This is a genomic window from Brevibacillus fortis (assembly GCF_003013395.1).
In the GTDB taxonomy this organism is placed as follows: Bacteria; Bacillota; Bacilli; order Brevibacillales; family Brevibacillaceae; genus Brevibacillus; species Brevibacillus fortis.
Genome location: NZ_PXZM01000011.1, coordinates 65,750 through 89,092 on the forward strand (window position 1 = coordinate 65,750; position 23,343 = coordinate 89,092).

Annotated in this window: 28 protein-coding genes, 1 riboswitch and 1 other annotated feature; of the genes, 19 read left to right on the forward strand and 9 right to left on the reverse strand. The window is 44.9% G+C overall.

Translation table 11 applies throughout. From position 1 onward, the window contains the following. Positions 1–94: 94 nt before the first annotated feature. A complete protein-coding gene (locus tag C7R93_RS08010) occupies positions 95–802 on the reverse strand; it encodes a DNA alkylation repair protein (RefSeq protein ID WP_106838328.1) in 708 nt (235 codons plus the stop codon). Between the two features lie 137 nt (positions 803–939). On the opposite strand from C7R93_RS08010, the gene C7R93_RS08015 reads away from it, so the two are divergent. From C7R93_RS08015 to C7R93_RS08030, 4 genes are all read left to right on the forward strand, one after another. Continuing rightward, the gene (locus C7R93_RS08015) at positions 940–1,749 is read left to right on the forward strand and encodes a TrmB family transcriptional regulator (RefSeq protein ID WP_106838329.1); all 810 of its coding nucleotides are present in this window, start codon (positions 940–942) and stop codon (positions 1,747–1,749) included. Between the two features lie 82 nt (positions 1,750–1,831). Beyond that, positions 1,832–2,566 (forward strand): AzlC family ABC transporter permease, encoded by a 735-nt coding sequence (locus tag C7R93_RS08020; RefSeq protein ID WP_106838330.1) that lies wholly within the window; start codon positions 1,832–1,834, stop codon positions 2,564–2,566. Further along, the gene (locus C7R93_RS08025; protein WP_106838331.1) at positions 2,557–2,889 is read left to right on the forward strand and encodes an AzlD domain-containing protein; all 333 of its coding nucleotides are present in this window, start codon (positions 2,557–2,559) and stop codon (positions 2,887–2,889) included. The genes C7R93_RS08020 and C7R93_RS08025 overlap by 10 nt, the downstream gene beginning before the upstream one ends. 105 nt (positions 2,890–2,994) lie before the next feature. Then, positions 2,995–3,576 carry a type 1 glutamine amidotransferase family protein gene (locus tag C7R93_RS08030; protein WP_106838332.1) on the forward strand — a complete coding sequence of 194 codons (582 nt, stop codon included), beginning with the start codon at positions 2,995–2,997 and terminating at the stop codon, positions 3,574–3,576. A gap of 162 nt (positions 3,577–3,738) precedes the next feature. Here the strand turns inward: C7R93_RS08030 and C7R93_RS08035 are convergent, their stop codons facing one another. The 4 genes from C7R93_RS08035 to rlmD form a co-directional block, all read right to left on the reverse strand. Beyond that, positions 3,739–3,993: a hypothetical protein gene (locus tag C7R93_RS08035; protein WP_106838333.1), complete on the reverse strand. Its 255-nt coding sequence runs from the start codon at positions 3,991–3,993 to the stop codon at positions 3,739–3,741. A gap of 122 nt (positions 3,994–4,115) precedes the next feature. Further along, positions 4,116–4,340 carry a hypothetical protein gene (locus C7R93_RS08040; protein ID WP_106838334.1) on the reverse strand — a complete coding sequence of 75 codons (225 nt, stop codon included), beginning with the start codon at positions 4,338–4,340 and terminating at the stop codon, positions 4,116–4,118. A 282-nt stretch (positions 4,341–4,622) separates the two neighbouring features. Then, positions 4,623–4,766 (reverse strand): hypothetical protein, encoded by a 144-nt coding sequence (locus tag C7R93_RS30015; RefSeq protein WP_158264012.1) that lies wholly within the window; start codon positions 4,764–4,766, stop codon positions 4,623–4,625. A 71-nt stretch (positions 4,767–4,837) separates the two neighbouring features. Further along, positions 4,838–6,232 carry a 23S rRNA (uracil(1939)-C(5))-methyltransferase RlmD gene (gene rlmD / locus C7R93_RS08045; protein ID WP_106838335.1) on the reverse strand — a complete coding sequence of 465 codons (1,395 nt, stop codon included), beginning with the start codon at positions 6,230–6,232 and terminating at the stop codon, positions 4,838–4,840. A gap of 366 nt (positions 6,233–6,598) precedes the next feature. Here rlmD and C7R93_RS08050 point away from each other — a divergent pair, with 366 nt between their 5' ends. The 8 genes from C7R93_RS08050 (at position 6,599) to C7R93_RS08085 (ending at position 13,880) form a co-directional block, all read left to right on the forward strand. After that, complete coding sequence (locus tag C7R93_RS08050; protein ID WP_007721585.1) at positions 6,599–6,940, forward strand: hypothetical protein; 342 nt, start codon at positions 6,599–6,601, stop codon at positions 6,938–6,940. A 196-nt stretch (positions 6,941–7,136) separates the two neighbouring features. Then, on the forward strand, positions 7,137–7,655 hold the full coding sequence (locus C7R93_RS08055; RefSeq protein WP_106838336.1) for a DJ-1/PfpI family protein: 519 nt from the start codon (positions 7,137–7,139) through the stop codon (positions 7,653–7,655). A gap of 126 nt (positions 7,656–7,781) precedes the next feature. Then, positions 7,782–8,041: a binding site (T-box leader), on the forward strand. A 93-nt stretch (positions 8,042–8,134) separates the two neighbouring features. Then, positions 8,135–9,382: a threonine ammonia-lyase IlvA gene (gene ilvA, locus C7R93_RS08060; RefSeq protein ID WP_106838337.1), complete on the forward strand. Its 1,248-nt coding sequence runs from the start codon at positions 8,135–8,137 to the stop codon at positions 9,380–9,382. 181 nt (positions 9,383–9,563) lie between these two features. Beyond that, complete coding sequence (gene yhfH, locus C7R93_RS08065) at positions 9,564–9,725, forward strand: protein YhfH (protein WP_082195876.1); 162 nt, start codon at positions 9,564–9,566, stop codon at positions 9,723–9,725. 257 nt (positions 9,726–9,982) lie between these two features. After that, positions 9,983–10,462, forward strand: a complete 480-nt coding sequence (locus C7R93_RS08070; RefSeq protein ID WP_106838338.1) for a DUF6530 family protein — start codon at positions 9,983–9,985, stop codon at positions 10,460–10,462. Between the two features lies 1 nt (position 10,463). After that, the gene (locus C7R93_RS08075) at positions 10,464–11,675 is read left to right on the forward strand and encodes an MFS transporter (protein WP_106838339.1); all 1,212 of its coding nucleotides are present in this window, start codon (positions 10,464–10,466) and stop codon (positions 11,673–11,675) included. Beyond that, a complete protein-coding gene (locus tag C7R93_RS08080; protein ID WP_106838340.1) occupies positions 11,668–12,786 on the forward strand; it encodes an AAA family ATPase in 1,119 nt (372 codons plus the stop codon). Before C7R93_RS08075 ends, C7R93_RS08080 begins: the two co-directional genes overlap by 8 nt. A 74-nt stretch (positions 12,787–12,860) precedes the next feature. After that, positions 12,861–13,880 (forward strand): vWA domain-containing protein, encoded by a 1,020-nt coding sequence (locus tag C7R93_RS08085; RefSeq protein ID WP_106838341.1) that lies wholly within the window; start codon positions 12,861–12,863, stop codon positions 13,878–13,880. Positions 13,881–13,948: 68 nt separating this feature from the next. Here C7R93_RS08085 and C7R93_RS08090 read toward each other — a convergent pair whose 3' ends face one another. Next, positions 13,949–14,314 carry a hypothetical protein gene (locus tag C7R93_RS08090; RefSeq protein WP_244191474.1) on the reverse strand — a complete coding sequence of 122 codons (366 nt, stop codon included), beginning with the start codon at positions 14,312–14,314 and terminating at the stop codon, positions 13,949–13,951. Between the two features lie 96 nt (positions 14,315–14,410). On the opposite strand from C7R93_RS08090, the gene C7R93_RS08095 reads away from it, so the two are divergent. The 3 genes from C7R93_RS08095 (at position 14,411) to C7R93_RS08105 (ending at position 17,092) form a co-directional block, all read left to right on the forward strand. After that, complete coding sequence (locus C7R93_RS08095) at positions 14,411–14,983, forward strand: hypothetical protein (RefSeq protein WP_106838343.1); 573 nt, start codon at positions 14,411–14,413, stop codon at positions 14,981–14,983. Positions 14,984–15,077: 94 nt separating this feature from the next. Continuing rightward, positions 15,078–15,641: a biotin transporter BioY gene (locus C7R93_RS08100; RefSeq protein WP_106838344.1), complete on the forward strand. Its 564-nt coding sequence runs from the start codon at positions 15,078–15,080 to the stop codon at positions 15,639–15,641. 110 nt (positions 15,642–15,751) lie between these two features. Further along, positions 15,752–17,092, forward strand: coding sequence for a cytochrome P450 (locus C7R93_RS08105; RefSeq protein WP_106838345.1), 1,341 nt, complete (start codon positions 15,752–15,754; stop codon positions 17,090–17,092). Between the two features lie 189 nt (positions 17,093–17,281). On the opposite strand, the gene C7R93_RS08110 is transcribed toward C7R93_RS08105, so the two are convergent. The 3 genes from C7R93_RS08110 to C7R93_RS08120 all read right to left on the reverse strand — a co-directional run bounded on the left by C7R93_RS08110 (position 17,282) and on the right by C7R93_RS08120 (position 20,126). Further along, the gene (locus tag C7R93_RS08110; protein ID WP_106838346.1) at positions 17,282–18,667 is read right to left on the reverse strand and encodes a sensor histidine kinase; all 1,386 of its coding nucleotides are present in this window, start codon (positions 18,665–18,667) and stop codon (positions 17,282–17,284) included. Further along, positions 18,668–19,387: a response regulator transcription factor gene (locus tag C7R93_RS08115; protein WP_007721564.1), complete on the reverse strand. Its 720-nt coding sequence runs from the start codon at positions 19,385–19,387 to the stop codon at positions 18,668–18,670. Positions 19,388–19,601: 214 nt separating this feature from the next. Then, the gene (locus C7R93_RS08120) at positions 19,602–20,126 is read right to left on the reverse strand and encodes a C40 family peptidase (RefSeq protein WP_106838347.1); all 525 of its coding nucleotides are present in this window, start codon (positions 20,124–20,126) and stop codon (positions 19,602–19,604) included. Between the two features lie 4 nt (positions 20,127–20,130). Beyond that, positions 20,131–20,270, reverse strand: a riboswitch (cyclic di-AMP (ydaO/yuaA leader). A 319-nt stretch (positions 20,271–20,589) separates the two neighbouring features. On the opposite strand from C7R93_RS08120, the gene C7R93_RS08125 reads away from it, so the two are divergent. The 4 genes from C7R93_RS08125 to liaF all read left to right on the forward strand — a co-directional run bounded on the left by C7R93_RS08125 (position 20,590) and on the right by liaF (position 23,341). Continuing rightward, the gene (locus C7R93_RS08125) at positions 20,590–20,994 is read left to right on the forward strand and encodes a LiaF transmembrane domain-containing protein (RefSeq protein ID WP_106838348.1); all 405 of its coding nucleotides are present in this window, start codon (positions 20,590–20,592) and stop codon (positions 20,992–20,994) included. Between the two features lie 64 nt (positions 20,995–21,058). After that, positions 21,059–21,754 (forward strand): PspA/IM30 family protein, encoded by a 696-nt coding sequence (locus C7R93_RS08130; RefSeq protein ID WP_106838349.1) that lies wholly within the window; start codon positions 21,059–21,061, stop codon positions 21,752–21,754. A gap of 94 nt (positions 21,755–21,848) precedes the next feature. Continuing rightward, positions 21,849–22,427 carry a class I SAM-dependent methyltransferase gene (locus C7R93_RS08135; protein WP_106838350.1) on the forward strand — a complete coding sequence of 193 codons (579 nt, stop codon included), beginning with the start codon at positions 21,849–21,851 and terminating at the stop codon, positions 22,425–22,427. 14 nt (positions 22,428–22,441) lie between these two features. Then, positions 22,442–23,341 (forward strand): cell wall-active antibiotics response protein LiaF, encoded by a 900-nt coding sequence (liaF, locus tag C7R93_RS08140; RefSeq protein WP_106838351.1) that lies wholly within the window; start codon positions 22,442–22,444, stop codon positions 23,339–23,341. The last annotated feature ends 2 nt before the right edge of the window (positions 23,342–23,343 follow it).

Genomic DNA, 23,343 nt, shown 5'->3' on the forward strand with positions numbered 1-23,343 from the left:
TCGACTTTCTCGCCAAAAAAAGAGTAGCCTCTAAAGGGCTACTTGTTTTGAATCAATCCGAATGTAGTTAAGCATAACGAGTCAACCAAGGGGATTAACACCTTACATGTTTCCGTTTGAAGCCAAGCTGGCCTTTACTTACTGCCTTTTGAATATTATCGAAAGCGTTTAGGAACTTGCTTTTTGCCTTGTCTTTCTGGACTTCTACCGGACCTACTTCCTTTGCGACTTCGATCGCCTTATCGTGGAGGGGCGAATAGGAAGTCCCCACGGTGTAAATAAAATTATTCATCGCGTATTTTGTTCGTTCGGGAGAATCGTGAATCTTATTTTTCACAGTTTCAAGCATGCTGGCAATTTTGCTTTCGGAAAATTCACGATCCGGGCGATTACCCAAAAGCCAGCAGTAACAACTCCAGCCCGCTGACATTCTGAGCTCTTCGCCGCTTGTGATCCATTGATCGGCAACTTCTTGTGCAATATCTGCTTCCGCTAAGGTTACTGCAACCACATAATCGGACAGCATATAAAAATAAGCCGTATCCATCCACCGATCAAAATCCGCCTTGGTCATTGCTTTTGGGTCTGCAATCACACCGGCAAAGTACATGGCGTCGTAGTTCCCAGTGGCGTAAAGCTGTTCTGCCAAAGGTTGATTGATCTTGATTTTTCTTGCCATGGGCTTCATAGCGCCTGTAGCCACGCCAAAAAGTGGTTCGTGAGCGCCATTGGATAGATAATTTTTCTTGGTTCGTTCCTTGCCGAGAGCTTCAAGCTCTTGCATGACCATTTCTAAATCCATCGTAGATCACTTCTTTCGTTGTTTTCTCTACTATAAATGATTGACTAAATTATTAGTGATTATTATAATAACCACCATAGAACTTAGGGGTTATTGTACTAATCACTAAAGATAAGTATTAAAGGTGGTGGTTTTCTTTGGATGAAATTTATAAAGAACTTCAGAAATTAGGATTTTCACAATATGAATGCAAAGCATATATCGGGCTTTTAAAGCAGTCTCCTATAACTGGCTATGAGATTAGTAAAAGATCTGGTGTACCTCGTTCCATGATTTATGAAGTATTAGGGAAATTATTAGATAAAGGAGCAGTTTATACGGTACCTTCTGAACCTCTGACCTACTCTCCTTTGCCAGCTAAAGAATTAATCACTCGATTGCGTAATTCCTTCGCGCAATCATTTGATTATCTCGAAAAAAATCTATCTGCATTAGAAAGTGAACAGCAAGTAGACGTGGTTCGACGCATTAGTAGTGATGAACTGGTTATCACAGAAATGGTTGACATGATAAACAAAGCCAGAGAAGAATTATGGTTATCGATTTGGCAACCACAGGTTTCTTATATAAAACAGGATGTAGATAAGCGGGTAAAAGAAGGTATCCCTGTATTTTCCATTTTGTTTGGAGCACCCGATACCGAGTTAGGTGTAACCACTCACCATGATTACATGTCTCCTAAAGTAGCAGAGGAACGTATGAGTGGTCGTTTAACCATTGTCTCCCGGGACAATGAAGAAGTATTAATAGCAAATTTCGCTCCAAATACCGCTGCATGGGCTATAAAAACACAAGACCCAGCACTTGTATTAGTAGCAATGGAGTACATCAGGCACGACATTATGTTTGCACAATTAGTTAAGGAAATTGGCCCCGAGAAAGCCGAAGCTGTCTGGATTAATCATCCTGACCTGTTCCAAGTGGTTACAGGAAAACGGTTCAAGTAATTTGAACCGTATTTTCTTTCACTTTTTCATAGTAGTTATGATAATAACTCCCTGAAAATAAATGAGATTAAGGAGGGATAAAATGGGTCTAGCGAATGACCAAATCGAAATCGTAGCAGATTCAAGAGATAAGGATACTTTTTGCCAAGGTATAAAGGATTGTGTCCCTACGTTGCTGGGGTATTTAAGTATTGGATTTGCTGCTGGTGTTATAGAAAGGACAGCGGGTCTTAGTATAGCTGAAATAGCCCTGATGTGTTTAATTCTTTATGCTGGCTCAGCCCAATTTATCGCTGCCGGAATGATGGTAGCAAGTAGTTCGATTACCACCATTATTATTACGATTTTCTTTGTTAATCTTCGGCATCTTTTACTTAGTGCAGCCCTAGCACCATATTTTCGGCATCTTTCTCCGCTTAGGAACATGCTAGTAGGGTCTCTACTTACCGATGAGTCGTTTGGTGTTGCTATCAATGAAGCTGCAAAAAAGAAATACATTAGTGAAAAATGGATGCACGGTCTAAATATAACAGCTTATCTAAACTGGTGCGTAGCCAATATAGCCGGAGCATTCTTGGGACAATGGATTTCAAGTCCTGAAAAATTAGGTTTGGATTTTGCTTTGACAGCGATGTTTATTGGACTTCTGGTACTTTCGATGTTAAGTCGAAGGAAAATCGCACGTGATGTGGTTGTTGCTATAATCGCAGTTGTTATTGCTGTGGGAACCAGTTCAATGTTGTCTGGCAGTATGGGAGTTATTGTTGCTACAATTTTTGCTTCAACGATAGGGATGGTGATGGAAAAATGGAAGTAAGATGGGATGTTTTTTTGATGATTGTAGGAACAGCTATTGTTACATTCATCCCTAGAGTCCTTCCTCTTATGGTACTTAGTCGTTTTCAATTACCAGAGTGGGCAGCACGATGGTTAAGCTATGTCCCCATATCTGTTATGGCTGCTCTAGTAGCTCAAGAGATATTTAAACATGGTGCAAAGATTTCTTTTTCTATAAATAACGTTGAACTTTTAGCAGCCATACCAACCTTTTTCATTGCGATAAAGACACGTAGTTTATTGGCAACTGTACTCGTAGGCATTATTGTCGTGATGGTTTTACGTTTTTTGTTTTCATCTTGATCGCTTCAAGTTGTTCATGTAATTCTGTTTTCTTTCCTGACCATAACTGTCAGTGAAGTTGTTTTACAATTCATTTGTACAAAACAATACAAGGAGGGAATTACTTTGAAGGAAGTGTTCATTTTTATAACGGATGGTTTTGCTGATTGGGAGGCCAGTTACGTCAGTTCGGAGCTAAACAAGCCAGGAACAGGATATCGTGTAAAGACAATCGCTATTGATCAGGAACCGAAAGTTTCGATGGGGGGAATGAGAGTCCTTCCAGATTATAGCGTAAAAGAATTCAATCCGAATTCCGATATCGCCATGTTGATCATACCTGGCGGAACGGGATGGAGAGAAGAAAAGAATCAGCAAGCAAAAGTAATGGTCGACTATTGTGTTAGCAAGGAAATTCCTGTCGCAGCCATCTGCGATGCCACCACTTTTTTGGGGAATCACGGATATTTGGACAATCATAAACATACAGGCAATACGTTACCTTATTTGAAGGAAGGAGCTCCGAATTACAGAGGAGATCAGCATTATGTAGATGGTCAGTCTGTCCGTGACGAGAATCTCATCACCGCGAATGGAAGCGGTGCGTTGGAGTTTTCAAGACACATCTTGGAGAGATTGGGGGTATTAGAAGGCGAGGAATTGAATCAATGGTACGAAATATTTAAAAAGGGCTACTTTCCCTCATAACTTGTTGGTTTGATAGGAAAGCACCAAAGCATATACGCTTGGGTGCTTTCCTATTGATTCAGATACGGAGTATTCAGTGAAACAATAATGGGAATAGCATTTGCCCGCTTCGCTTTCTCCCTCATACCCAAAAAAACTTTACTGCAATACATTGGTAAAGTATTAAGTTCCAGTTAAATGAACACCCGTTGTAACGCAACCTGATTGTGTATTGTCGGCAAATGAAACTTCACCTTCAAGAGTTATTGGTATTTTAATAATTAGATTTTTATTAAAAGAATCTAATTCAGCTTCTAGCTGACACTCTTTTCCCGTTTCTACACAATCAATGGAAGAATCTACAAGCAAGCGAGAGCTTAAATTGTAGGTAAGGGTTAAACAAACCGGTAGAGTTAAACCTTTAAGAATACAAGGCATTTTATCTTCACCTCCACTTTTAAATTCATAATAGGAAATGCAAATAGGAAAAGTTTGGAGACGGCAAATGTAGAGTAATGATAAAAATGTGTTAGTATCTACTCTAACCAGTATGAATCTGTTTACTTTTTTTGTTTTTTTATTTTTTGCACTAAGCCATTCAGCTTTTTCAAAGTATTTTTTATTTCATTGAGTTCATTTGTATGGTTTTCAACCATTTTTTTAATTTCTTCAAGTTCATCTGAATGTTTTGTTTTTAGCAAGTCGTTTAATGGTAATCGAATTGGCTCGTTTAGACTTTTCACTAACCGTTCCTGAAAATTATTTACGGAACTGTTCATATCCATGTAATTCCCCTCGCCTTTTTTAAAGTGATAAAATCTTATACGGACAATAACCCAAAAAGATATACTAACCTTGCTATTGAGTGTTTACTTAAGATTTATTCACTTTAGAGGGGAACGTTACAGCCATAAAAATATTAGTAGAATATCCCGTGTAGAGGGGTCACTGGTTTTCCAGTCCTCTCTCATCAAACCGTACGACCATGTCTTTAGGCGACCCAGTAGAGTAATGCATGCGGTGCTGTTACTTCCTTCAGCTTGGACTGCATCTTCTGGGCTGCCTTTTTAGATGGAAAGCTGCGTAAACTGTACAATGAAAAGGTAATCGACATTACACAATTCAGCGTAGAGAATGAGCATATTCAGGAGGAACAAGGTAGGCTTACTCAAAGAAAGAAATTGAATCCCTGCTTGAAACAAAAAAGACATGGAAGAACAACTCCTCCATGTCTTCAAAAAGCAAATAGCCCACCTTTATCTTTTGGGCATAAGAGAGACATTTAATCCTTTGTCTCTCTTAATTTTAGTAACACTGTACACTCCACATGCGCCGTATGCGGGAACATATCCACGGGCTGCACACTCACAAGCTCATACCGCTGCATCAGCTTCCCAACATCCTTTGCCAGCGTAGAAGGATTACAAGACACATACACAATCTTCTTCGGCTGCACATCCAACAAGGAGCGAATTAGCGCATCATCCAGCCCAGTCCGCGGCGGATCGACTACGACAACATCCGGTCGAGTCCCTTGTTTGGCCCATTTCGGCATTAACACCTCGGCACGACCCACATGAAAGCTGGCATTCGATGCTTGGTTACGCTCTGCATTGCGATTGGCATCCTCGACAGCCTCAGGAATCAGCTCGATTCCACGAACCTCGCGGGCATAAGGAGCGAGCCACAAGCCAATCGTTCCTGTACCACAATACAAATCGAGCACGAGCTCTTTTCCGGTCAGTCCAGCAGCCGTTTTCACCTGATTGTACAGCTTTTGCGTCTGCTCGGGATTCAATTGGAAGAAGGCGCGAGCCGACAAGTCGAAGGACAACTCACCCAGTTTTTCAGCGATGGAAGCCTTGCCCCACAACGATACTGTCTTGTCACCAAAAACAAGAGATGTTTTTTGCGTGTTTACATTTTGCGCGATTCCTACCAGCTCAGGTAGTCTCGTACGGAGCTCCAAAATTAGCTCTTTCACCCGTGGGATTTCTGGGGTAGCCGTTACAAGTGTTAATTGCGTTTCACCTGTAGCAAAAGCGACACGCGCTACGACCGTGCGGATGACGCCCGTCCGTTTTTTCTCGTCGTATACAGGAATTCCGAGCTCCTCGATGATTTGCTTGGCTGTTTGGACGATTTTCGTTGTCGCTTCATGCTGCACCTGACAGCCTTCCAAGTTAACGAGCTTGTGGCTGCCTGTTTGATACAGTCCAGCGATGAGCTTGCCTTTTTCTTTTCCCACCTGAAACTGTGCTTTATTTCGATAAGACCACGGATTATCCATACCAATCGTAGGGGCAACTGGTGGCTGATTCAGTCGAGCATACTTGCGCAGTGACTCTATGACGATTTCTTGCTTGCTCGCGAGCTGCGCGGCATAATCCATGTGCTGCAAGCTGCATCCGCCACACTCCGCATAGACCGGACAGGGAGGCTTCGTGCGAGATGCTGATTTTTCAACAACTCGTAAAAGACGCGCGGTCGCGTATTTTTCTCTTGCCTCGGTCACCTCTGCATGGACGACCTCGCCAGGGAGGGCACCCTCTACGAAAACGATTTTTCTTTTAAAATAGCCGATCCCTTCGCCATTAATGCCCAAGCTCTTGATCGTGAGCGTCATTTGTTGGCCAACACGGATGCTGGCGTCTTGTTCTTTTTTGTGCGTTGTCATCTGGTTCCGTTCTCCTCAAAACAATTCAGTATCTCCCTATTATAGTGCATTACGAAAGACGTTGCATGCATGTGGGAACTTCTCGGGTGCCTCTAATAGTCTCACAGATAATGGCAACTTCCTGTCCAGCTTTGTTTTTGTTATAATAGAGGTTGTTCAAAAAGTCGTCTTTTGATCACGAAGTAGTTCTGAGGGCTAATGCGACATCGAAAGAGGCGTTCACCTTCGAAGTCCGGTGCTCATGTAGGTTCCCCTACACTCCGCTCCTCCTTCTTCAGGTTCTCGCCACTTTCTCGGTGCTGAAAAGACGACTTTTTGAACTCGTATTAAATAGTGCGGAGAATAATGAGGGAGTTGTGACGCTAGATGCAAGATCTATTTGAAAAAATGAAAGAATATCTCAACATGGATACTGAGATTTCTTTTGACGAGTTTGATGGCTACTACAAAAAGGTAACTGCGTTTCTAAACGATAGCTGGGAGACGTTGAACGAGGAAGATACCATGCATATGCTGTTCATCCTCGACAACCTCAAGTCAAACGGTGAAGATCGCTCCAAGCGCAAAGTGAAGGAAGCGAAAAAATACGCAAAAATGGCGCAGCGCACTGAGATTTGGGCAAATGCACTGATTGGCCGTCTGCGTGAAGCTGGTTTGACAGACGAAGAAATCGGCAAGCGTTACGAAGCGATTTACGAAGCAGTATAGGATGTAGCAAATAGAAAAACGGGTACCGTTTTGAGTGCAATGGCTCGAAAGGGAACCCGTTTTTTTGTCGTGTGCCAGTACCTTTTTGGTAACTAACGTACGAAAAAGTGCATTCTTAACGAACCATTCCGTCCGAGTTAGAATGAAAACAGTTCTTGAAATCGTCTAGGATAACAAATAAGGAGGGCGTTCCCCAATGAGTAAAAAAGCATTGCTGATCATTCCGCCAGATCGTTTTAATGAGGATGAATTGAACCATCCGAAAGCAGAATTGGAGCAAGCAGGAGTCCAAGTGACAGTAGCTAGCACGAAAACGGGTGAAATTACAGGTGACAATGCAGGGAAGGCACAGGCTGAAGTCATCTTCACTGATGTTGCCGCTACCGATTACGATGTCGTGGCTGTAATCGGCGGGTCTGGAACCATCACGCACTTGTGGGAGAATGAGGAGCTTCAGGCGTATCTGAAAGATGCACATGATCAAAAAATTCTTGTCGCAGGCATTTGTGCGGGGTCAGTTGTGGTTGCGAAAACAGGTCTGCTCTCAGAACGAAAAGGGACCTGCTACCCTGTTGATGTGATGAAAAATGAACTGGCTGCCAACAACGTCGAGTATGTGGAGCAACATGTGGTTGCACACGATGATGTCATTACCAGTGATGGTCCAGATGGTGCCAAGGAATTTGGACAAAGTATGGTCCGCACTATCGGTTAAGCCCAAAGGCCTTCGGAGCATGTTATCCGAAGGTCTTTTGACGTGAGCTAGCTGGCCAAATAACAAGAAGATTGACAACTTGTGGGTTTCGGCGTAGAATGTTTAACTAATTCGAATAGTTCGTATGTATGAGCGTTGAAAAGGAAGAGTAGAAACAGTAAGCAGCGTGCAGAGAGCCATTCCCCGTGCTGAAAGAATGGCCGCCAGCCTGTTTTGAAAATCACCTTGGAGCATTGTCCTGGAAAATCAGCTTGTCTGGCTAGTGAGTATAGGACAACGAATTCGTCCTCGTTATCGGACGGGAGTTTCATAGTGAACTTCCTAAGTCTGTTTTTCGTGAGGAAGACAGAGAAGCTGAGTGGTACCGCGATGCCCTTGCCTCAGCCAGCCGTGCGCCAATTGTGCGTAGCTGGTTGGGCGGGGGCTTTTTTATTTGGCCTGCACGACAACAATAGAGAAGTTACTTAGGAGGAACATATATGCATACGGTCAGAGTGGAAGATATCGTAGTAGCCAATCACGCATTAAAAGACGTGGTGGAAAAGACGCCATTGCAAAAAAACAAAGTACTGTCAGAGCGCTACGGCTGCAACGTGTATTTGAAAAGAGAAGACTTACAAGTCGTTCGTTCCTTCAAGATCCGCGGTGCTTATCATTTTATGCGGAATCTTTCCACAATGGAGCGGGAGCGTGGTGTTGTCTGTGCGAGTGCGGGCAATCATGCACAGGGTGTAGCCTACTCATGTAACCATTTGCAAATTAAGGGCACGATCTTTATGCCAGCGACCACCCCACGTCAAAAAATATCGCAGGTCAAGCTGTTTGGCGGCTCCTATGTAGAAGTTGTATTGATCGGTGACACCTTCGATGATTCATTCGCAGAGGCGATGAAGTATTGCATCCAAGAAGATCGGACCTTTGTCCATCCCTTTGACGATCCATTGGTGGTAGCCGGACAAGGAACAGTCGGTTTGGAAATTATGAATGACATGGAAGAACCAGCTGATTTCGTCTTTATGAGTATCGGCGGAGGCGGATTGGCAGCGGGTGTGGGAACGTACGTAAAAGGCATCAGCCCGCACACACAGATCATTGGTGTGGAGCCGGCAGGAGCAGCTTCGATGCAAGCCGCTTTGGAACAAAAAGACGTCATTACCTTAGATGAAATTGACAAGTTCGTCGATGGAGCAGCCGTCAAGCAAGTGGGGCAGCTAACGATGAGTATTTGCCAGGAGTTACTGGATGACATCGTGCTGGTGCCAGAAGGCAAGGTGTGTACAACCATTTTGGAGTTGTATAACAGCAATGCCATCGTCGTAGAACCAGCAGGTGCCTTGTCGATTGCTGCTCTCGATTACTACCGGGATCAAATCGCCGGGAAAAACGTAGTGTGTGTCATCAGCGGTGGAAACAACGACATTGACCGGATGCAAGAGATCAAGGAACGTTCCCTGCTGCATGAGGGCTTGAAGCACTATTTTGTCATCAATTTCCCACAGCGTGCCGGAGCCTTGCGTGAGTTCATGGAAAAAGTATTGGGGCCACACGATGATATCACACGCTTTGAGTATACGAAAAAGAACAACAAAGAAAATGGACCAGCGCTGGTTGGTATTGAAATGAAATGCAAGGATGACTATCAGCCATTAGTCAGTCGGATGAAGCAGCACGGTATCCGCTATGTAGAGATTACGCATGATCCGTATTTGTTCAATCTGCTGATTTAGGCCATTGTGTTACAACAGATGTGGAATTTGCAAAAATGTATGAATACAGCGAAAAAAAGAGCAATTAGGAGAGAATGAGCGAGAGAGAAAGATAAATCGGCGTAATGTATTATAACAAACTTTTATAAAACAGATGCTGTTGTAATACAATACAGATAACAACACACGGGGGGTTTTAATCATGACGCCGATCACTACTTTCTTTCGCAATCTCGAAGCAAAATGCTGTGCTGCTTGCGGTCAGATGATCCACGAACAAGCGGAATCATATGCAACAGAATGCGTACCTTGCCAAGAGCAAGCATCCTTTGACGCTTACAAGTACTATCATCAAAAACGGTAAGCCAAACATGAATAGTGGATAAAACAGGTGTACCACATGGCATGAGCCATGGCAGGTATACCTTTTTTTTGCGTTTTAATTGTTCAATTGATCAAGAGCTTGGGCGAAACCTTAAAAACAAACAACATTACATTTAGTTTGCGTTATAACCAACAAAAAGTTAATTTGTTTGTTGTTTTATCTAAAAAATTATTGCGTAACGATGGAATCCAAGATAAACTATGCAGTAATTTCAGAAATGGAAAGAGGGAAAGAAAATGAAAATACCTACTACCTTAAAACATAAGCCTGTTGTTGTGTCGGAAAACTATGATCGGGTTGACGGTCGATTCGCTAGGAACACAGATGTCAAAGGGCTTTCTCTGGGGTTGACTCAGGGGAACGACAGAGGAAAAGTAAATATTTCTGCCAAGGTATGGAGATACACGGGAGAAGACTGGTCAAGTCAATCGGAGGAACTGCCTCTCCATCGTGTTCTTGATATGTCCATTTTGATTTGCCGGTCTTTGACACATTTTCGCGAAGCATACAGATATGAGCATTATTATGATCCGCAAAAACCCGTTATCGACCGGGTTGCCTTGCAAGGCGATGCTATGACTGTTGCGATATGTACGGACAATGAAAAACTTCATGAAGATATGAAGCTGTTCAGCCAAACGCTGAGTAACGATGATGAGATGATTGGCGAACGCCTACGTACATTGTCAAAAATATTAAAGGATATGGGGTATTGAAATGTTTGCGAATCGTTATGTACGCACAATTATCCTCTCCAGAGTGCTGCTGCATTTGGGGATATGGATCCGAAATTTTGCTGTTCTTCTCTTTGTGAGCGAATGGACAAATAATAATCCTGTCTATGTATCACTGATTTCAGTTGCGGAATTCGCTCCGATCTTTCTATTCGGTCTGATTGGCGGGACCTTTGCCGACCGATGGCTGCCGAAGCGGACAATGGTCTGGAGTGATCTACTGTCTGCTTTGTCCGTAGGAGCTGTACTACTGGTACTCATGAATGGTGGGTGGATGGCTCTTCTCATCGGAACGTTTATTTCCGCCAGCCTGTCTCAGTTTTCTCAGCCCTCGGCTATGAAGCTGTATAAGCAGCATGTGCCGGTTGAACAACTGCAGGGCGTGATGGCCATGTCCCAAACGCTTGTCGCTGTCTTTATGGTTTTGGGTCCGGTCGTCGGCACATTTATTTTCTTGCAGTTTGGGATTTTTGCCTCTCTCATTCTGACGGGTGTTCTGTTCTTAGGGTCTTCCCTTATTTTATCGACGCTTCCCCGTGACACAGTGGAGCCGAAGTCTGGCGATACCAATGGGTTTATAGAGGAATTGAAGGCCGGACTGCGCTATATCGGTTCTAATCAAGCATTACGAACACTCTGTTTGACTTTCTCAGCTGTTGGACTGGCGTCAGGGCTGACACAGCCGCTTCAGATCTTTCTTGTCATTGAGAATTTGGGACTGGATAAACAATTTCTGCAATGGTTGGTCATGACCAATGGGGCAGCTATGTTGATAGGCGGAGCGGTCATCATGGGAATAGCCAAAAAGGTGAAGCCGCAGCTGTTACTCATGGTTGGTTTGCTTTTCTCTGCCGTATGCACGATTGCAATTGGCGCTGCAACCATGATTTGGTTGATGATTGTTCTATTGGTGATCAGCGGTTTCTTTTTCCCTTTTATTCAAGGTGGTATTCAGACCCTGCTTGTACGCAATACAGAAGGGGCATTTATTGGTCGAGTATCAGGAACGATCACACCTGTATTTATGGGAATGATGGTGGTCGGTATGTTCATTTCCGGCTATCTGAAAGATACGTTCTCCTTGGCTGCGGTATATGTAGTGAGTGGTGTTTTGATTATGATCGGTGCGTCACTACTGCTCCCTCTTGTGGTTGAGAAGAAACGCAAAGATGTGGAGGAGAAAGGTCATGCTTGAAAACGAAACTTATGCTTTGTCACCGGAAAGACAGCTGACAGATGCAGAAAAAGTGCTCATCTGGAAAAAGCCATTCACTCATAAGGTCAGTGAAGAAGAACGCCGCATTAGTGAGGAAATCAAGCGCAACTGGAATCGCGGGGAAATGAAAATCGCCAATATTTTGTTGGAAGGTGATGCCGGGTCGGGTAAAACACAACTAGCAAAAGCATTATCGGCTAATTTCGGACTTCCGTATACGAAAGTGACTTGTTTTGCTGATATGGATAAATCGGATATTATTGGTGCTATTTTGCCGGTGATTTCTTCTGAACGTTTGGAAAAAATGGAGCCTGCGGAGCAAATCGCATGGAAAGCATTATATGAAAGTGAAGGGTTTCAAAGTATAACGGAAATTTTGACGCACGCGCTGGGGATTACACAGGAACAGGCAGCTTTAAAGATGAAGCAATTACTGAGGCTTGCAGCGGAAAACAACGATGGTGAAGCGGTGGAGTACCGATTTTACCCTTCGGAGATCGTCAGAGCCTATCAAAAGGGTTATCTCCTGGAAATCCAAGAACCAAATGTCATTCGTGATGCTGCTGTGTTAATGGCATTAAACTCTGCTTTGGAGCTGGATGGTAGCATCAATCTCCCCACAGAAATCATTCGCAGGCATCCAGACTTCATAGCGGTTATCACGACAAACCGCAGTTATGCAGGAACCAGACCATTAAACGAAGCGCTGCGCGACAGGGTTCAACATACGGAAAAGATGGACCTGCCGACGAAAGAAGTCATGATCGAACGTGTCATGGCCAAAACAGGTTTTCAGAATGAAAAGGTGCTAGGAATACTAGCAGATATGATTATCATTTTAGACAAAACAGCCCGGGCCAATGCGATCAAGGGCGTGGCTGGAATGCGTTCATTTTTCTACTGGGTAGATGCGATTGCCACAGGAGCTTCCGCAAAAGAATCTCTATATCATAAGGTCATCTACAAGATAACAACCGATTCGGAGGAAATAAAACTTTTGGAAGAAGCACTTAACAATCATGGTTTGTTTGCCAGCTTGGAAGAAGCCCAGATTGAAGGAAAAAAAAACGAAAATCTGACGATGCCATAGAGATCAGGACATGGGGAGATATAGACGACACTGGTTTTGACAAAGACAATCGTCTAGAGGAAAAGGGAATCGCATTGAAAAAATCTGCCGATAGTGACAATAGCTCTTCCCATGTCTCTGATGATTCTACCCATATGGACAGTTCAGGTTTAGGGGGAAATGGTTCTCCCAAATATCATCAGGCAAATCCGGAATCGTTGTCAGAGGAAGCAAAACAAAAGGAACGTGTTTTCCGTAAAAAGCTGAATCAAGATGCCAGAGAGGTTATTTCCCATTCTATTCATAAAAAAGTAAAGCTCATTGTTCATCGCCCAGACTACGATCAGGAAAATCAACAGGAATATGTCCGTCTAAGCAAGGGGCTCATGCCCATCGTACAAGAGATTGCCAGAAAGACACTTCCGTACTTGGAACATGAGGTGTCTTCTGAGTTTGCGAAGAATCGTTACTATGGCAGCAAATTTCAAGCTGACAGCGTTGCTTACAGGGATTACAGATATTTTGCCAAGAAACGTCCTCCAACTGAATCTCCGTCTCTTGTGGTTGGTCTAAGGTTGGATGAATCCGCATCGATGTCAGCTTATGGGAGATTAGAAGCAGCAAAACGAGCAGTAATCGCGGTGTATGAATATTGTCAACTTTGTCAGATTCCGATATTGATCTACGGGGATACTGCGGATGTATCCAAGTTGGAGCAAATGTCGATCTTTGCATATGCCGACTTTGATAAAGCGGATACCAATGATCGGTTCAGGTTCATGAGGATGCATGCCAGAAGTAATAATCGAGATGGAATGGCTCTTAGAATAATGGCAGAACGGTTAGCCGTCTCCCCCCAAAAGACAAAACTGTTGATTAGCATAAGTGACGGACAGCCTAAGGCAATGGACGATTATACGGGAAGTTATGCTGTGAAAGATATACAGCAGACCATACAGGAGTATGAGCGGAAAGGAATTACATTTCTTGCAGCCGCAATAGGTCAAGACAAGGATGTGATTAGTGAAATCTATGGGAAGGAAAGATTTTTGGATATTACTAATTTACATGAGTTTCCTGCAAGGCTAGTTCGGATCATCGCTCGGCATTTGTAGTGTTTCATGAATCACTTAATAGAAAAGGCTTCGAGTGTAATCACTGGAAGCCTTTTCTATTTCGCATGTCAGCGCAGTTTATCGGCGTGCTTTGCAGCTTCCTGCTTGACGTAATCAATCAGCCCCAATTGAAAGCCCTCCTGTGTAAGGAGACGTTTGGCTTCATACGTACTCGCATAGTAGGCTTGGACATGCGGATCGTTGTCCAGAACGTAACGACACGCCTGATCCAGAGACAACTCCTGGTACCAGTCTGCCTGTTTGATTTGGGCGACGAGATCCTCATAGGCCGGTTCTGGCTTTTTCCATGGATTCAAACGATGAATAATTTCACCAAGGATTGCAACAACGATTAGAATTCCGATTAAAAACATGGCTGTCACCTCAAAGGTTGGATCACTCTCATGGTACCACTCTCCTGAAGGCGCCGCCATGGGGAAGTCAGTCTGCTTGCAAAACAAGGAGAAAGCAGGCATGCTATATACTGTAAATAGAAAGGGCCCGATTACGTGGGAAAAGGAGGGCGCGAGATGTTTCATCCGCTTGTTTTTGACAATATCAGGGTTGTGCTGGAAGGTGCGGTATACGACCGAGACTTCGAAGGGGCAATCACGATTACGAGCCGTTCGGATGTCATGGATATGGCTACATTCCATCGACTATTTCAGATCGAGTTCAAGCTAGCTGATCAACATGATCATACTGCAGCTACCCGTGCTGTGATGCAGCTTCGTACCCAGTTAGCTGATATTGCAGCTGAGCAGCTAGAACAGCCGTTGACAGATCATATCGGATGTACGATTTGCATCCATTTTTACTTGCAGATGGAAAATTACAGAGATGTGCCCGCAGAAGCGAGAGAAATCACAGCGATTCTCAATGACATATGGGGGCAGCGTCCGTATATTACACAGAAGGTATCGGCAACGCTTGTGGAGCATCGAATCGATTGGCCACCGAAGGAAATAACCAATCAGGTGACGCTGGACTTTCATCGGAAAATTGATGAAGGTAATATCGATGACTTGAACGAATTAATCGATCATACGGTTCAGTCACTTCAAAAGCTGCAACTATACATGAATCAACAAGCGAAAAGGTAAGCGGATAGAACGGGGATTTACAAAAGGGCAGATGCGTATTATTATTTTGTTAACCTTATAATATTTTTAGTTAACAAAACGGAGGCTAATACGCATGAGAAACGAACGCTTGAGATGGCTATTGCTCTCTGCCATCTTTGCTGCAATGACAGCGGTATTGTCGCAGGTGACTATTCCCTTGCCGTTGATTCCGATTACCGCGCAGACGTTAGCAGTAGGGCTGACAGCGACCATTTTAGGAAGGCGATACGGAACACTGGCTTTGGTTATTTACGTTTTGCTCGGTGCAGTCGGATTGCCTGTATTCAGCGAGGCAAAAGGCGGATTGCAAATATTGGTCGGCAAATCCGGCGGGTACATATTCGGGTTTATTGCAACCGCTTATGTGACCGGACTTTACTTGGAGAAAACAAGATTCAACTTGAAAAATGCTATCATTGCCAATATCATTGGCATGTTTGTCACACTCGCTTTTGGTATGGTACAGCTCAAATACGTCATGGACATTCCATGGGATAAAGCTGTCGCTTTTGGTGTAACGCCTTTCCTCGTCGTAGGGGTTATCAAAGCAGTTCTGGCGTCTCTGATTGGCATCAAGGTACGCGAGCGACTGATTGCTTCTCGTCTGTTGCGCGCAGATCAACCTGTTACACGATAATCAAAATGTTCTCGTAAGCCATCCGAAGTTCGGGTGGCTTTTTTTCGCATAATCTCCTTATCGTGCCGGATACTATCAGTAGGATTTTGCATGTAAAAAGGAGGAGACGCATGAATATCACGCTCACCGGCCCAAAAGGCCTTCCGATCTCAGGGAACTTGATGGCATTTCGCCGATCGCCGCTTCAGTTCATCCGCGAGGCAGTAGAGGAGCATGGGGAAGTCGTCCATTTTCGCTTTGGTCCTTCCCGTCATGTTTACCTGTTAACGAATCCGGATCACATCAAAGAGGTTTTGGTCAGCAAGCAAGCGCATTTTCGTAAAGGGAAAGCACTACAGTCTGCGCGACCTGTCGTAGGGGATGGAATTCTCACCAGTGAGGGAAAAAAGCATCTGCGACAACGGAGGCTTATGCAGCCAGCTTTTCATCGAGAACGTATCGCCAGCTACGGAGAGGTGATGGTTCGGCAAGCAGTTGATCTCATGTCGGATTGGAAAACCGGGGAGCTGCGTGATATTCACTCGGACATGATGAAAGTAACCCTTGCGATCATTACGGAGACCATGTTCGGCAAAACCGTCAAGGAAGGTGCCGATCAAATTGGACATGCCATCGATGTCGGGTTGAAATACGTGGCGAACAAAAGCTCCTCTTTTATCGACATTCCTTTATCCGTACCTACCAAGAGCAATCGGGAGTTCCTAGAGTCGAGTGAGCTGCTGGATAAAACAATCTACTCCTTGATCGAGGCTCGTCGTAATAGTGAAGGAGAAGAGCACAAGGACTTGCTGGAGATGCTATTGGCTGCGCGTGATGAAGATGATGGGCAAGGAATGACAGACGAGCAGGTGCGCGACGAGGTCATGACCATTTTTGTAGCTGGGCATGAGACGACTGCGAATACCATGTCTTGGATTTTTTATTTACTGGCTACTTATCCCGAGGTAGAGAAAAAGCTGCATGACGAGCTATCAACAGTGCTGTGTGAAAAGCTGCCGACAGTCGAGGACCTTTCCCAGCTGAAGTATACGAATCTCATTGTACAGGAAACGCTGAGGCTCTATCCGGCAGCCTGGACGATTAATCGGGAAGTGGTAGAAGAGGTTGAGATCGGCGGTCACACGTACAAGCCTGGTGAAACACTGATGATGAGCCAATATGTCATGCACCGTAACCCATGCTATTATGAGCAGCCTGAGCAATTCATTCCAGAGCGTTTTGACAGCGACCTCTTAAAAAGAAATCCAGCTTATGCTTATTTCCCGTTTGGAGGTGGGCCGCGTGTTTGTATCGGGAACAACTTTGCTTTGATGGAGGCAGCTTTGTTATTGGCGACGATCGCGCAACGATATCGACTACGAATGGCTGAACCGAATCAGGCAGTGGAGCCTGAGCCATTGGTCACCTTGCGTCCCAAGAACGGATTGCCGATGCGACTGGAAAAGAGATAGAAAAAAATGGAAAAAGGGGACAAAAAAAGAGGCATCTTATCAATACGGTTTCGCCGATTGTGTCAGATACCGAACTGGGGGTTATTTATCACTGAAAGCAACATGCTTACAAAAATTATTTTACTCGTAAAATATAAAGAAATAATTAACTGAGAATAAATCTATATAAAAAAGGGTAGCTTTTTCAAGCTACCCGTGGAAGAAGGGGATGGTGAAGGAGAAGCTGCTTCCCATTCCCAATTCACTATTTACCATCAGATCTCCGCCGTGAAGACGGACGATACTTTTGCAAATCGTCAAACCTAACCCTGTACCGCCACTGTTGCGATTTCGTGATTTTTCCGCCCTATAAAACTTGGTAAAAATCTTCGGCAAGTCTTCAGAGGAGATTCCTTCTCCTTTGTCGATCACAGTAAAAAGGACATGTCCTTCTCGCTGATCACATGTAAGATAAATGGAGCCATCCGGTTTGTTGTAGTGAATGGCGTTGTTCAACAAGTTTTCCATGACTCGGCGCAGCTTGGTCTCATCCGCTTCGATGTGTAGCTCATTGGAGATACGCAGCTTCCATTGAAAAGTGAGGCCAGCCTCTTTGATTCTTGGCAAATAGTCCTCAATGATTCCTCTCAAGAAGCTTTTGACATGAATGCGGTTAATATTGAGACGGACTTCGGAGCTTTGGGTGGTGAAGTCCTGTAGCTCATCCAGAAGCTTTTCCAAGTCAGTCGTTTTTACCTCGATTTTACTCATCTGCTTCTGTATTTTGGTCATATCCGTCACACGACCGGAGCCGATATAGGACGCATATCCCTTGATTGTGGTGAGAGGTGTGCGGAAGTCGTGGGCGATCGAAGCAATCATTTCGGCCTGTCTTTCTTCCGCTAATCGAAGCTCATCAACCATATCCCCAAAATATCGAAAAAGTTGTCCAAACTCATCATGCGAGCGATACGTAAATGTCACCAGCCGTTTCCCTTCCTGGATTTCTTGGGTGACGCGCGATAATTCGTTCACGGGCCGCAATATCCAGCGAACGAACAAAGCGAGAAGAACCAATCCCACCAGACTAATGCTTCCGTAAATAAACCAAAGCATCATGGAAACCCCTGTGGTAGCCATCATGTCGTAATCATCTGTATAGAAATAAACAACGATCTCCCCTGTACGCGGTGGCTCCTGCTGAAAATGATACTCAGCTACCACTTTGAGATCATTTTGCTTGGCAGATTCGCCACGATTTGATGGGGAGGAAGAAGGCATTTTCAAATTATAGGCGCGTGATGTTTTACTGTAGATCGTGTTTCCATTGGCATCCTTCACGAGCATGCGGTACATCACGTCGTCTGGCAACTGCTTATCAAGCTCCAAGCGTTCGACCGGGTCCTTGAAATTACTGACGAGAAGCAGTTGATTGAGCATGACCTTCTCTGCGGCTTCCTTCTCAGCCTGATACTGATTATGACGGTCATTTTTGAGTTGACCGACAATAATGTCTTGAAAAACAAATTTGAACAACAAGATGTTGAGTGTGATCAAGGCAATGAAGGAGAGAAAAATTTTATTACGTAAGCTCATTTAAAGCTTCTCCCCGATAAATACGTAGCCTGTCCCCCATTGTGTTTTAATGAACTGACGCTCTGTTTCCAACTTTTCACGGAGGTTTTTGATATGGACGGTCACTGTATTGAGCGAGCCATAACCATATCCCCATACACGGTCATAGATTTGCTCTCTTGTAAAGACGATACCCGCATTTTCTGCGAGGAATGTGAGCAGTTGAAATTCTTTCGTAGAGAGCTCGATCTTTTGATTGCATACATAAACGGAATACGTTTCTTTATGAATTTCCAGGTCCTTGAATTTCAAAACGGTAATCGGAGAAGAGGCTGTTTCCTTCTCAGGCTGCTCTTCGGTATGTTTGCGAATACGCTCATAGCGACGCAGGTGGGCACGAATGCGAGCGAGCAGCTCTTCTGTATCAAAAGGCTTCGTGATGTAGTCGTCTGCGCCGATTTCGAAGCCGACTACCTTATCTACCGCTTTTCCTTTTGCACTGAGAAACAATATAGGCAAATCCCACTCACGGCGAATCTGCGAACAGAGCTCGTAGCCACTCATGTTGGGCATCATAATATCCAAAAGGATCAGATTGGGTCGCTCTCCTTGACTGAGCAGCGAGAGTGCATCTTCTCCGCTCTCCGCGGAGGAAACGGTGAAGCCCTCGTTCTCCAAAATGTCTTCTAGCAGTTCAATAATCTCCAGATTGTCATCGACAATTAAAATGTGATCTTTCACCGGAACAACCCCCAGTTACTTCTATTAATAAGGAATACCATTCAAAGAATGGGTCTTGTCTATCATAACATGGTTTGACCAGATCAGGGGAAGAAACCCCGTAAGTTATTAAGTTGTTCTAATATGTGAGGGTACCTCTTTAGACCAGGTACTAAATTTCGTCAGAAAAAGCCAGAGACGTTGTGTCCCTGGCTTTTATTATTTTGCCGAACGACTATTTTTTAGCTGGTTTTTCCGGCAACGATGCAGCTTGCACCGCTTTTTCTTTTTTCGGAATTTCTGCTTTCGCTAGAACAGGAACGCTGAGACGCTTGGCGCCTACATAACGCTTGCTCCAGTAGTATGGATCGCTCAACTTGGTGTTGACGACTCCACGACCAGATTCCGAGTGCACGAATGTGCCGTCTCCAATGTAGATACCCACGTGAGAAATGCTGCGACCGTTCGTATTGAAGAACACGAGATCGCCTGGCTGCAAATCTTTTCTGGCTACCTCTGTACCTAATTCGTACTGGGAAGCAGAATTGTGAGGCAGGTCTACACCTAACGCATCAAATACGTAGCGCGTGAAACCGGAGCAGTCAAAGCCCTTTTTGGACGTGCCGGAGGATTTGTAAGGGGTACCGTACAAGTCGCTGACTACCTCACCAAGAGTATCTTTACTCTCAGCAGCCTGTGCAGCGCCTGCCCCCATAGCAAGCAATCCAGCCATAAATAAAGATAAAACCACCTTGCGCAAAAGAAACTGCTCCCTTCGTGAGCCTACGAGGTTAGCTGAAGGGTTCGGTCGAAAGGACGCCCTAGGCTGCTAGGAGTAGCAACCATTCACCCCAAAAACGTGGTTCCCCCGTTTCCGCCAAGCGGAATTCGGCTATTTTTCGATGTTTTTTTACACGCACTCTTACGAAGATTCTACGGCAGTCCTTTTTTTCCTTCTTTTTCATCTGTTCGTTCACATATTCGTCACATAAATGCCGTCAAATGCTGTAACGTTTTCGTTCGACAGTGCAAGTTTCCTTTCGACGCGAGCTTGTGCTGCTTTGCGGGACAGCTCGTCCGATTAGGGCAGGAAATTGTCTCCGTCCAAGGACGGAGGGAAAAACCAACCGCACGCCCGTTATGGGAAGCCTATACCGAGGGCTACAATAAGGGCATAACGTTCCACAAGCACCACATGGAAAACGAATGGAGGTAAGCGAGTAATGAGCGAACGGTCTGGTAAAGTTCTACTCGGGCTGGTTCTGCTGCTAGTCGGTGGGTTGGTTCTTCTGGATCTGGTGGGTATCGATATCGGAGATTTGCTCGGGTTCATCATTCCCGGCGTGATCATGATATACGGTGCCAAAAAGATCATGGGACAAACCGGTTCACGCTTTTGGGGAATCCTAGTCTTCCTATTCGGGTTCCTGATGTTGATTGGCAAGCTTGACCTACTGTTTCACGCGCTTCTGGCCATTGGGGTGATTTATCTGGGATATCGCTTATTGCGTCCCAGTCAAGAACCCAAACAAGCGCCACCTACTTGGGAGCGTGAATGGGCACAAAAAGTATTAAAGGAAGATACGCTGGACGCTTGGGAGAGAGATGTAAGAAGACGCCCACAATAACGCCTATGTCGCAAGAGTCTTTTGGATGAACAATATGATGTGATATGATGAGGAGGAAAAAATAATGAGTATCTTTAAACGCTTGCGTGACCTGACAGTAGCTTCGGTGAATGATGCATTGGATTCCATGGAAGATCCGGTAGTGATGCTGAATCAATATATGCGTGACATGGAAGTAGAAATCGGACAAGTTGAAGTAGCGGTTGCCCGTCAGGTTGCACTGGAAAAGAAATTCCGCCAGCAATTGGATGAAGCTAATGCTCTGATCGAAAAACGCGATCGTCAAGTCAAGCTCGCATTGACTGAGGGTGAAGACGAATTGGCTCGTCGAGCACTCGCTGACAAGAAGCAGTACGAAGGCCGTGCAGCAGAATATGAAACTCTCTACCTGTCGGCATCCGAAGCAGCTACGCAAATGCGCGAGAAGCTGGCTGAGCTGAAGGAAGAGTTCTATAAAATGCGTGCGAAAAAGTTCACACTGATGGCACGTGCACAAGTAGCTCGTACACAAAAGCAAGTCAATCAAGCAGTTGTCGGTATTGGCAATCAGTCCGCAGGCCGTGGCTTTACCCGCATGGAAGAAAAAGTTATGCGTATGGAAGCAGAAGCGCAAATGAGTGGACAATGGCGCCAAACGAACCGCGCTTGGGAGAACGCTTTGTCTGATCTGGAAAAGGATGATCTCGATGCAGAACTTGCCAGCATCAAAGCATCCATTAAAGAAGCAAAAACACCAGTAGCCAAACCAGTACAATCCTAATTCGACAGAAACTGGGGGACTAGGTGTAGAATAGATTGTGTCAATTCGGCAGCCTGTGCACATCAGGCTGCTTTTCCCCTAGGAGGTACGATTCTTGCAGGACTTCTTGGTCTTTTTGCGACGGTTTATCGCTGAGCCTGGACGCGTCGGTAGTATCATCCCCAGCTCTCGTTTTTTATGTGAGCAAATGTTGAAAAGCGTCGATTGGGCTTCGACCGATGTGATCTTGGAGCTGGGACCTGGTACAGGGGCATTTACCCAAGCGATATATCAGCGTTTGCGTCCCGGCACACAGTACGTGCTTGTGGAACGAGATTCCCAATTTCGCTCTATGCTTCAATCACGTTTTCCCGATCTTCCTATCAGGGAGGAAGCGACTAAACTTAGGTCTTACTTGGAGGAGCAGAACCTTGTAGGGGCAGATGCCATCATCTCAGGCCTGCCATTCGCCAATTTTCCTCAAGAGCTGCGGGCAGCAATTCTGGACGAAGTTCAATCTGTACTGAAGCCAGGGGGCCTATTTATTACATTCCAATATTCGCTACAACTCCAAGCTGAGTTGCAGGAACGTTTTCTCCGGGTCGAGACAGACTTTACCCTGCTGAACATTCCGCCTGCATTCATCTATACATGTCGTAATGGTCAAAGTGAAAACGATCGGCATGGGGCGTGAGAGAGGAGACTTTTGTGAAACTGTCCCGTTTGCACAAAATGTTGGCTGGTATCCTGATTATTTTTACGGGAATCGGCCTTTTATTAGACAGTTTGGGTATCATTTCGTTCGGTCTGTTTGATCTGTGGCCGATGGTGCTTATTTATTTCGGCCTTCGTTTGTGGGGGCAGAAAAATCGGATTGGCGGAGGAATTTTATTTTCTCTGGGGGCTATCATCTCGATGGATATGTGGTTTGGCGTCGGGATTGATGATTTGTTCCAGGTGGCAGTGCCAATCGTGTTTATTTATTTCGGGTTTCAGTTGATTCGAGGCAAGAACAGCCGACGAGATCAACATGTGAATCAACCATTGGGCGATAGGGGGACTCCATCTGCTGCTGAGACGATTTTGACAAGTGATGCGAGTGTTCCGAGTGACGCAAGTGACGTGAAGGTTTCAAGAGAGGAACGTCCTTGGCAAGATAGCTGGAACAAATGGAAGCATGTAGGTGGCAAAATTCCTCATCACGAAGGAATGTCTTCATCACCTGACGACATGTTGCCAAAAGATTCCCGCAGTTCTCTGATTGGAGACTATCACCTGACCTCAGGGCGTTTTGAACTGAATCACTTGCATGTCTGGCATGGAATCGGGGATGTTGTGATTGATCTTTCCCGGGCAGTGTTGATGCGGGATGAAGCAGTTCTTGTCGTAGAAGGCTGGGTAGGAGATGTGACGATTTATGTGCCTGTCGATCTTCCCATATCGGTAACGGCAGGATTGAGTATCGGTGACCTGGAGGTGCTAAGCCACCGTCAGGGAGGTATCAATCGTAGTGTTAAGATTCGTTCTGATCAGTATGATGAAGCATTGCAAAAAGTAAACTTGCATATCTCGCTGCTTGTCGGCGATATAAAAGTCAAGTACATCTAGGA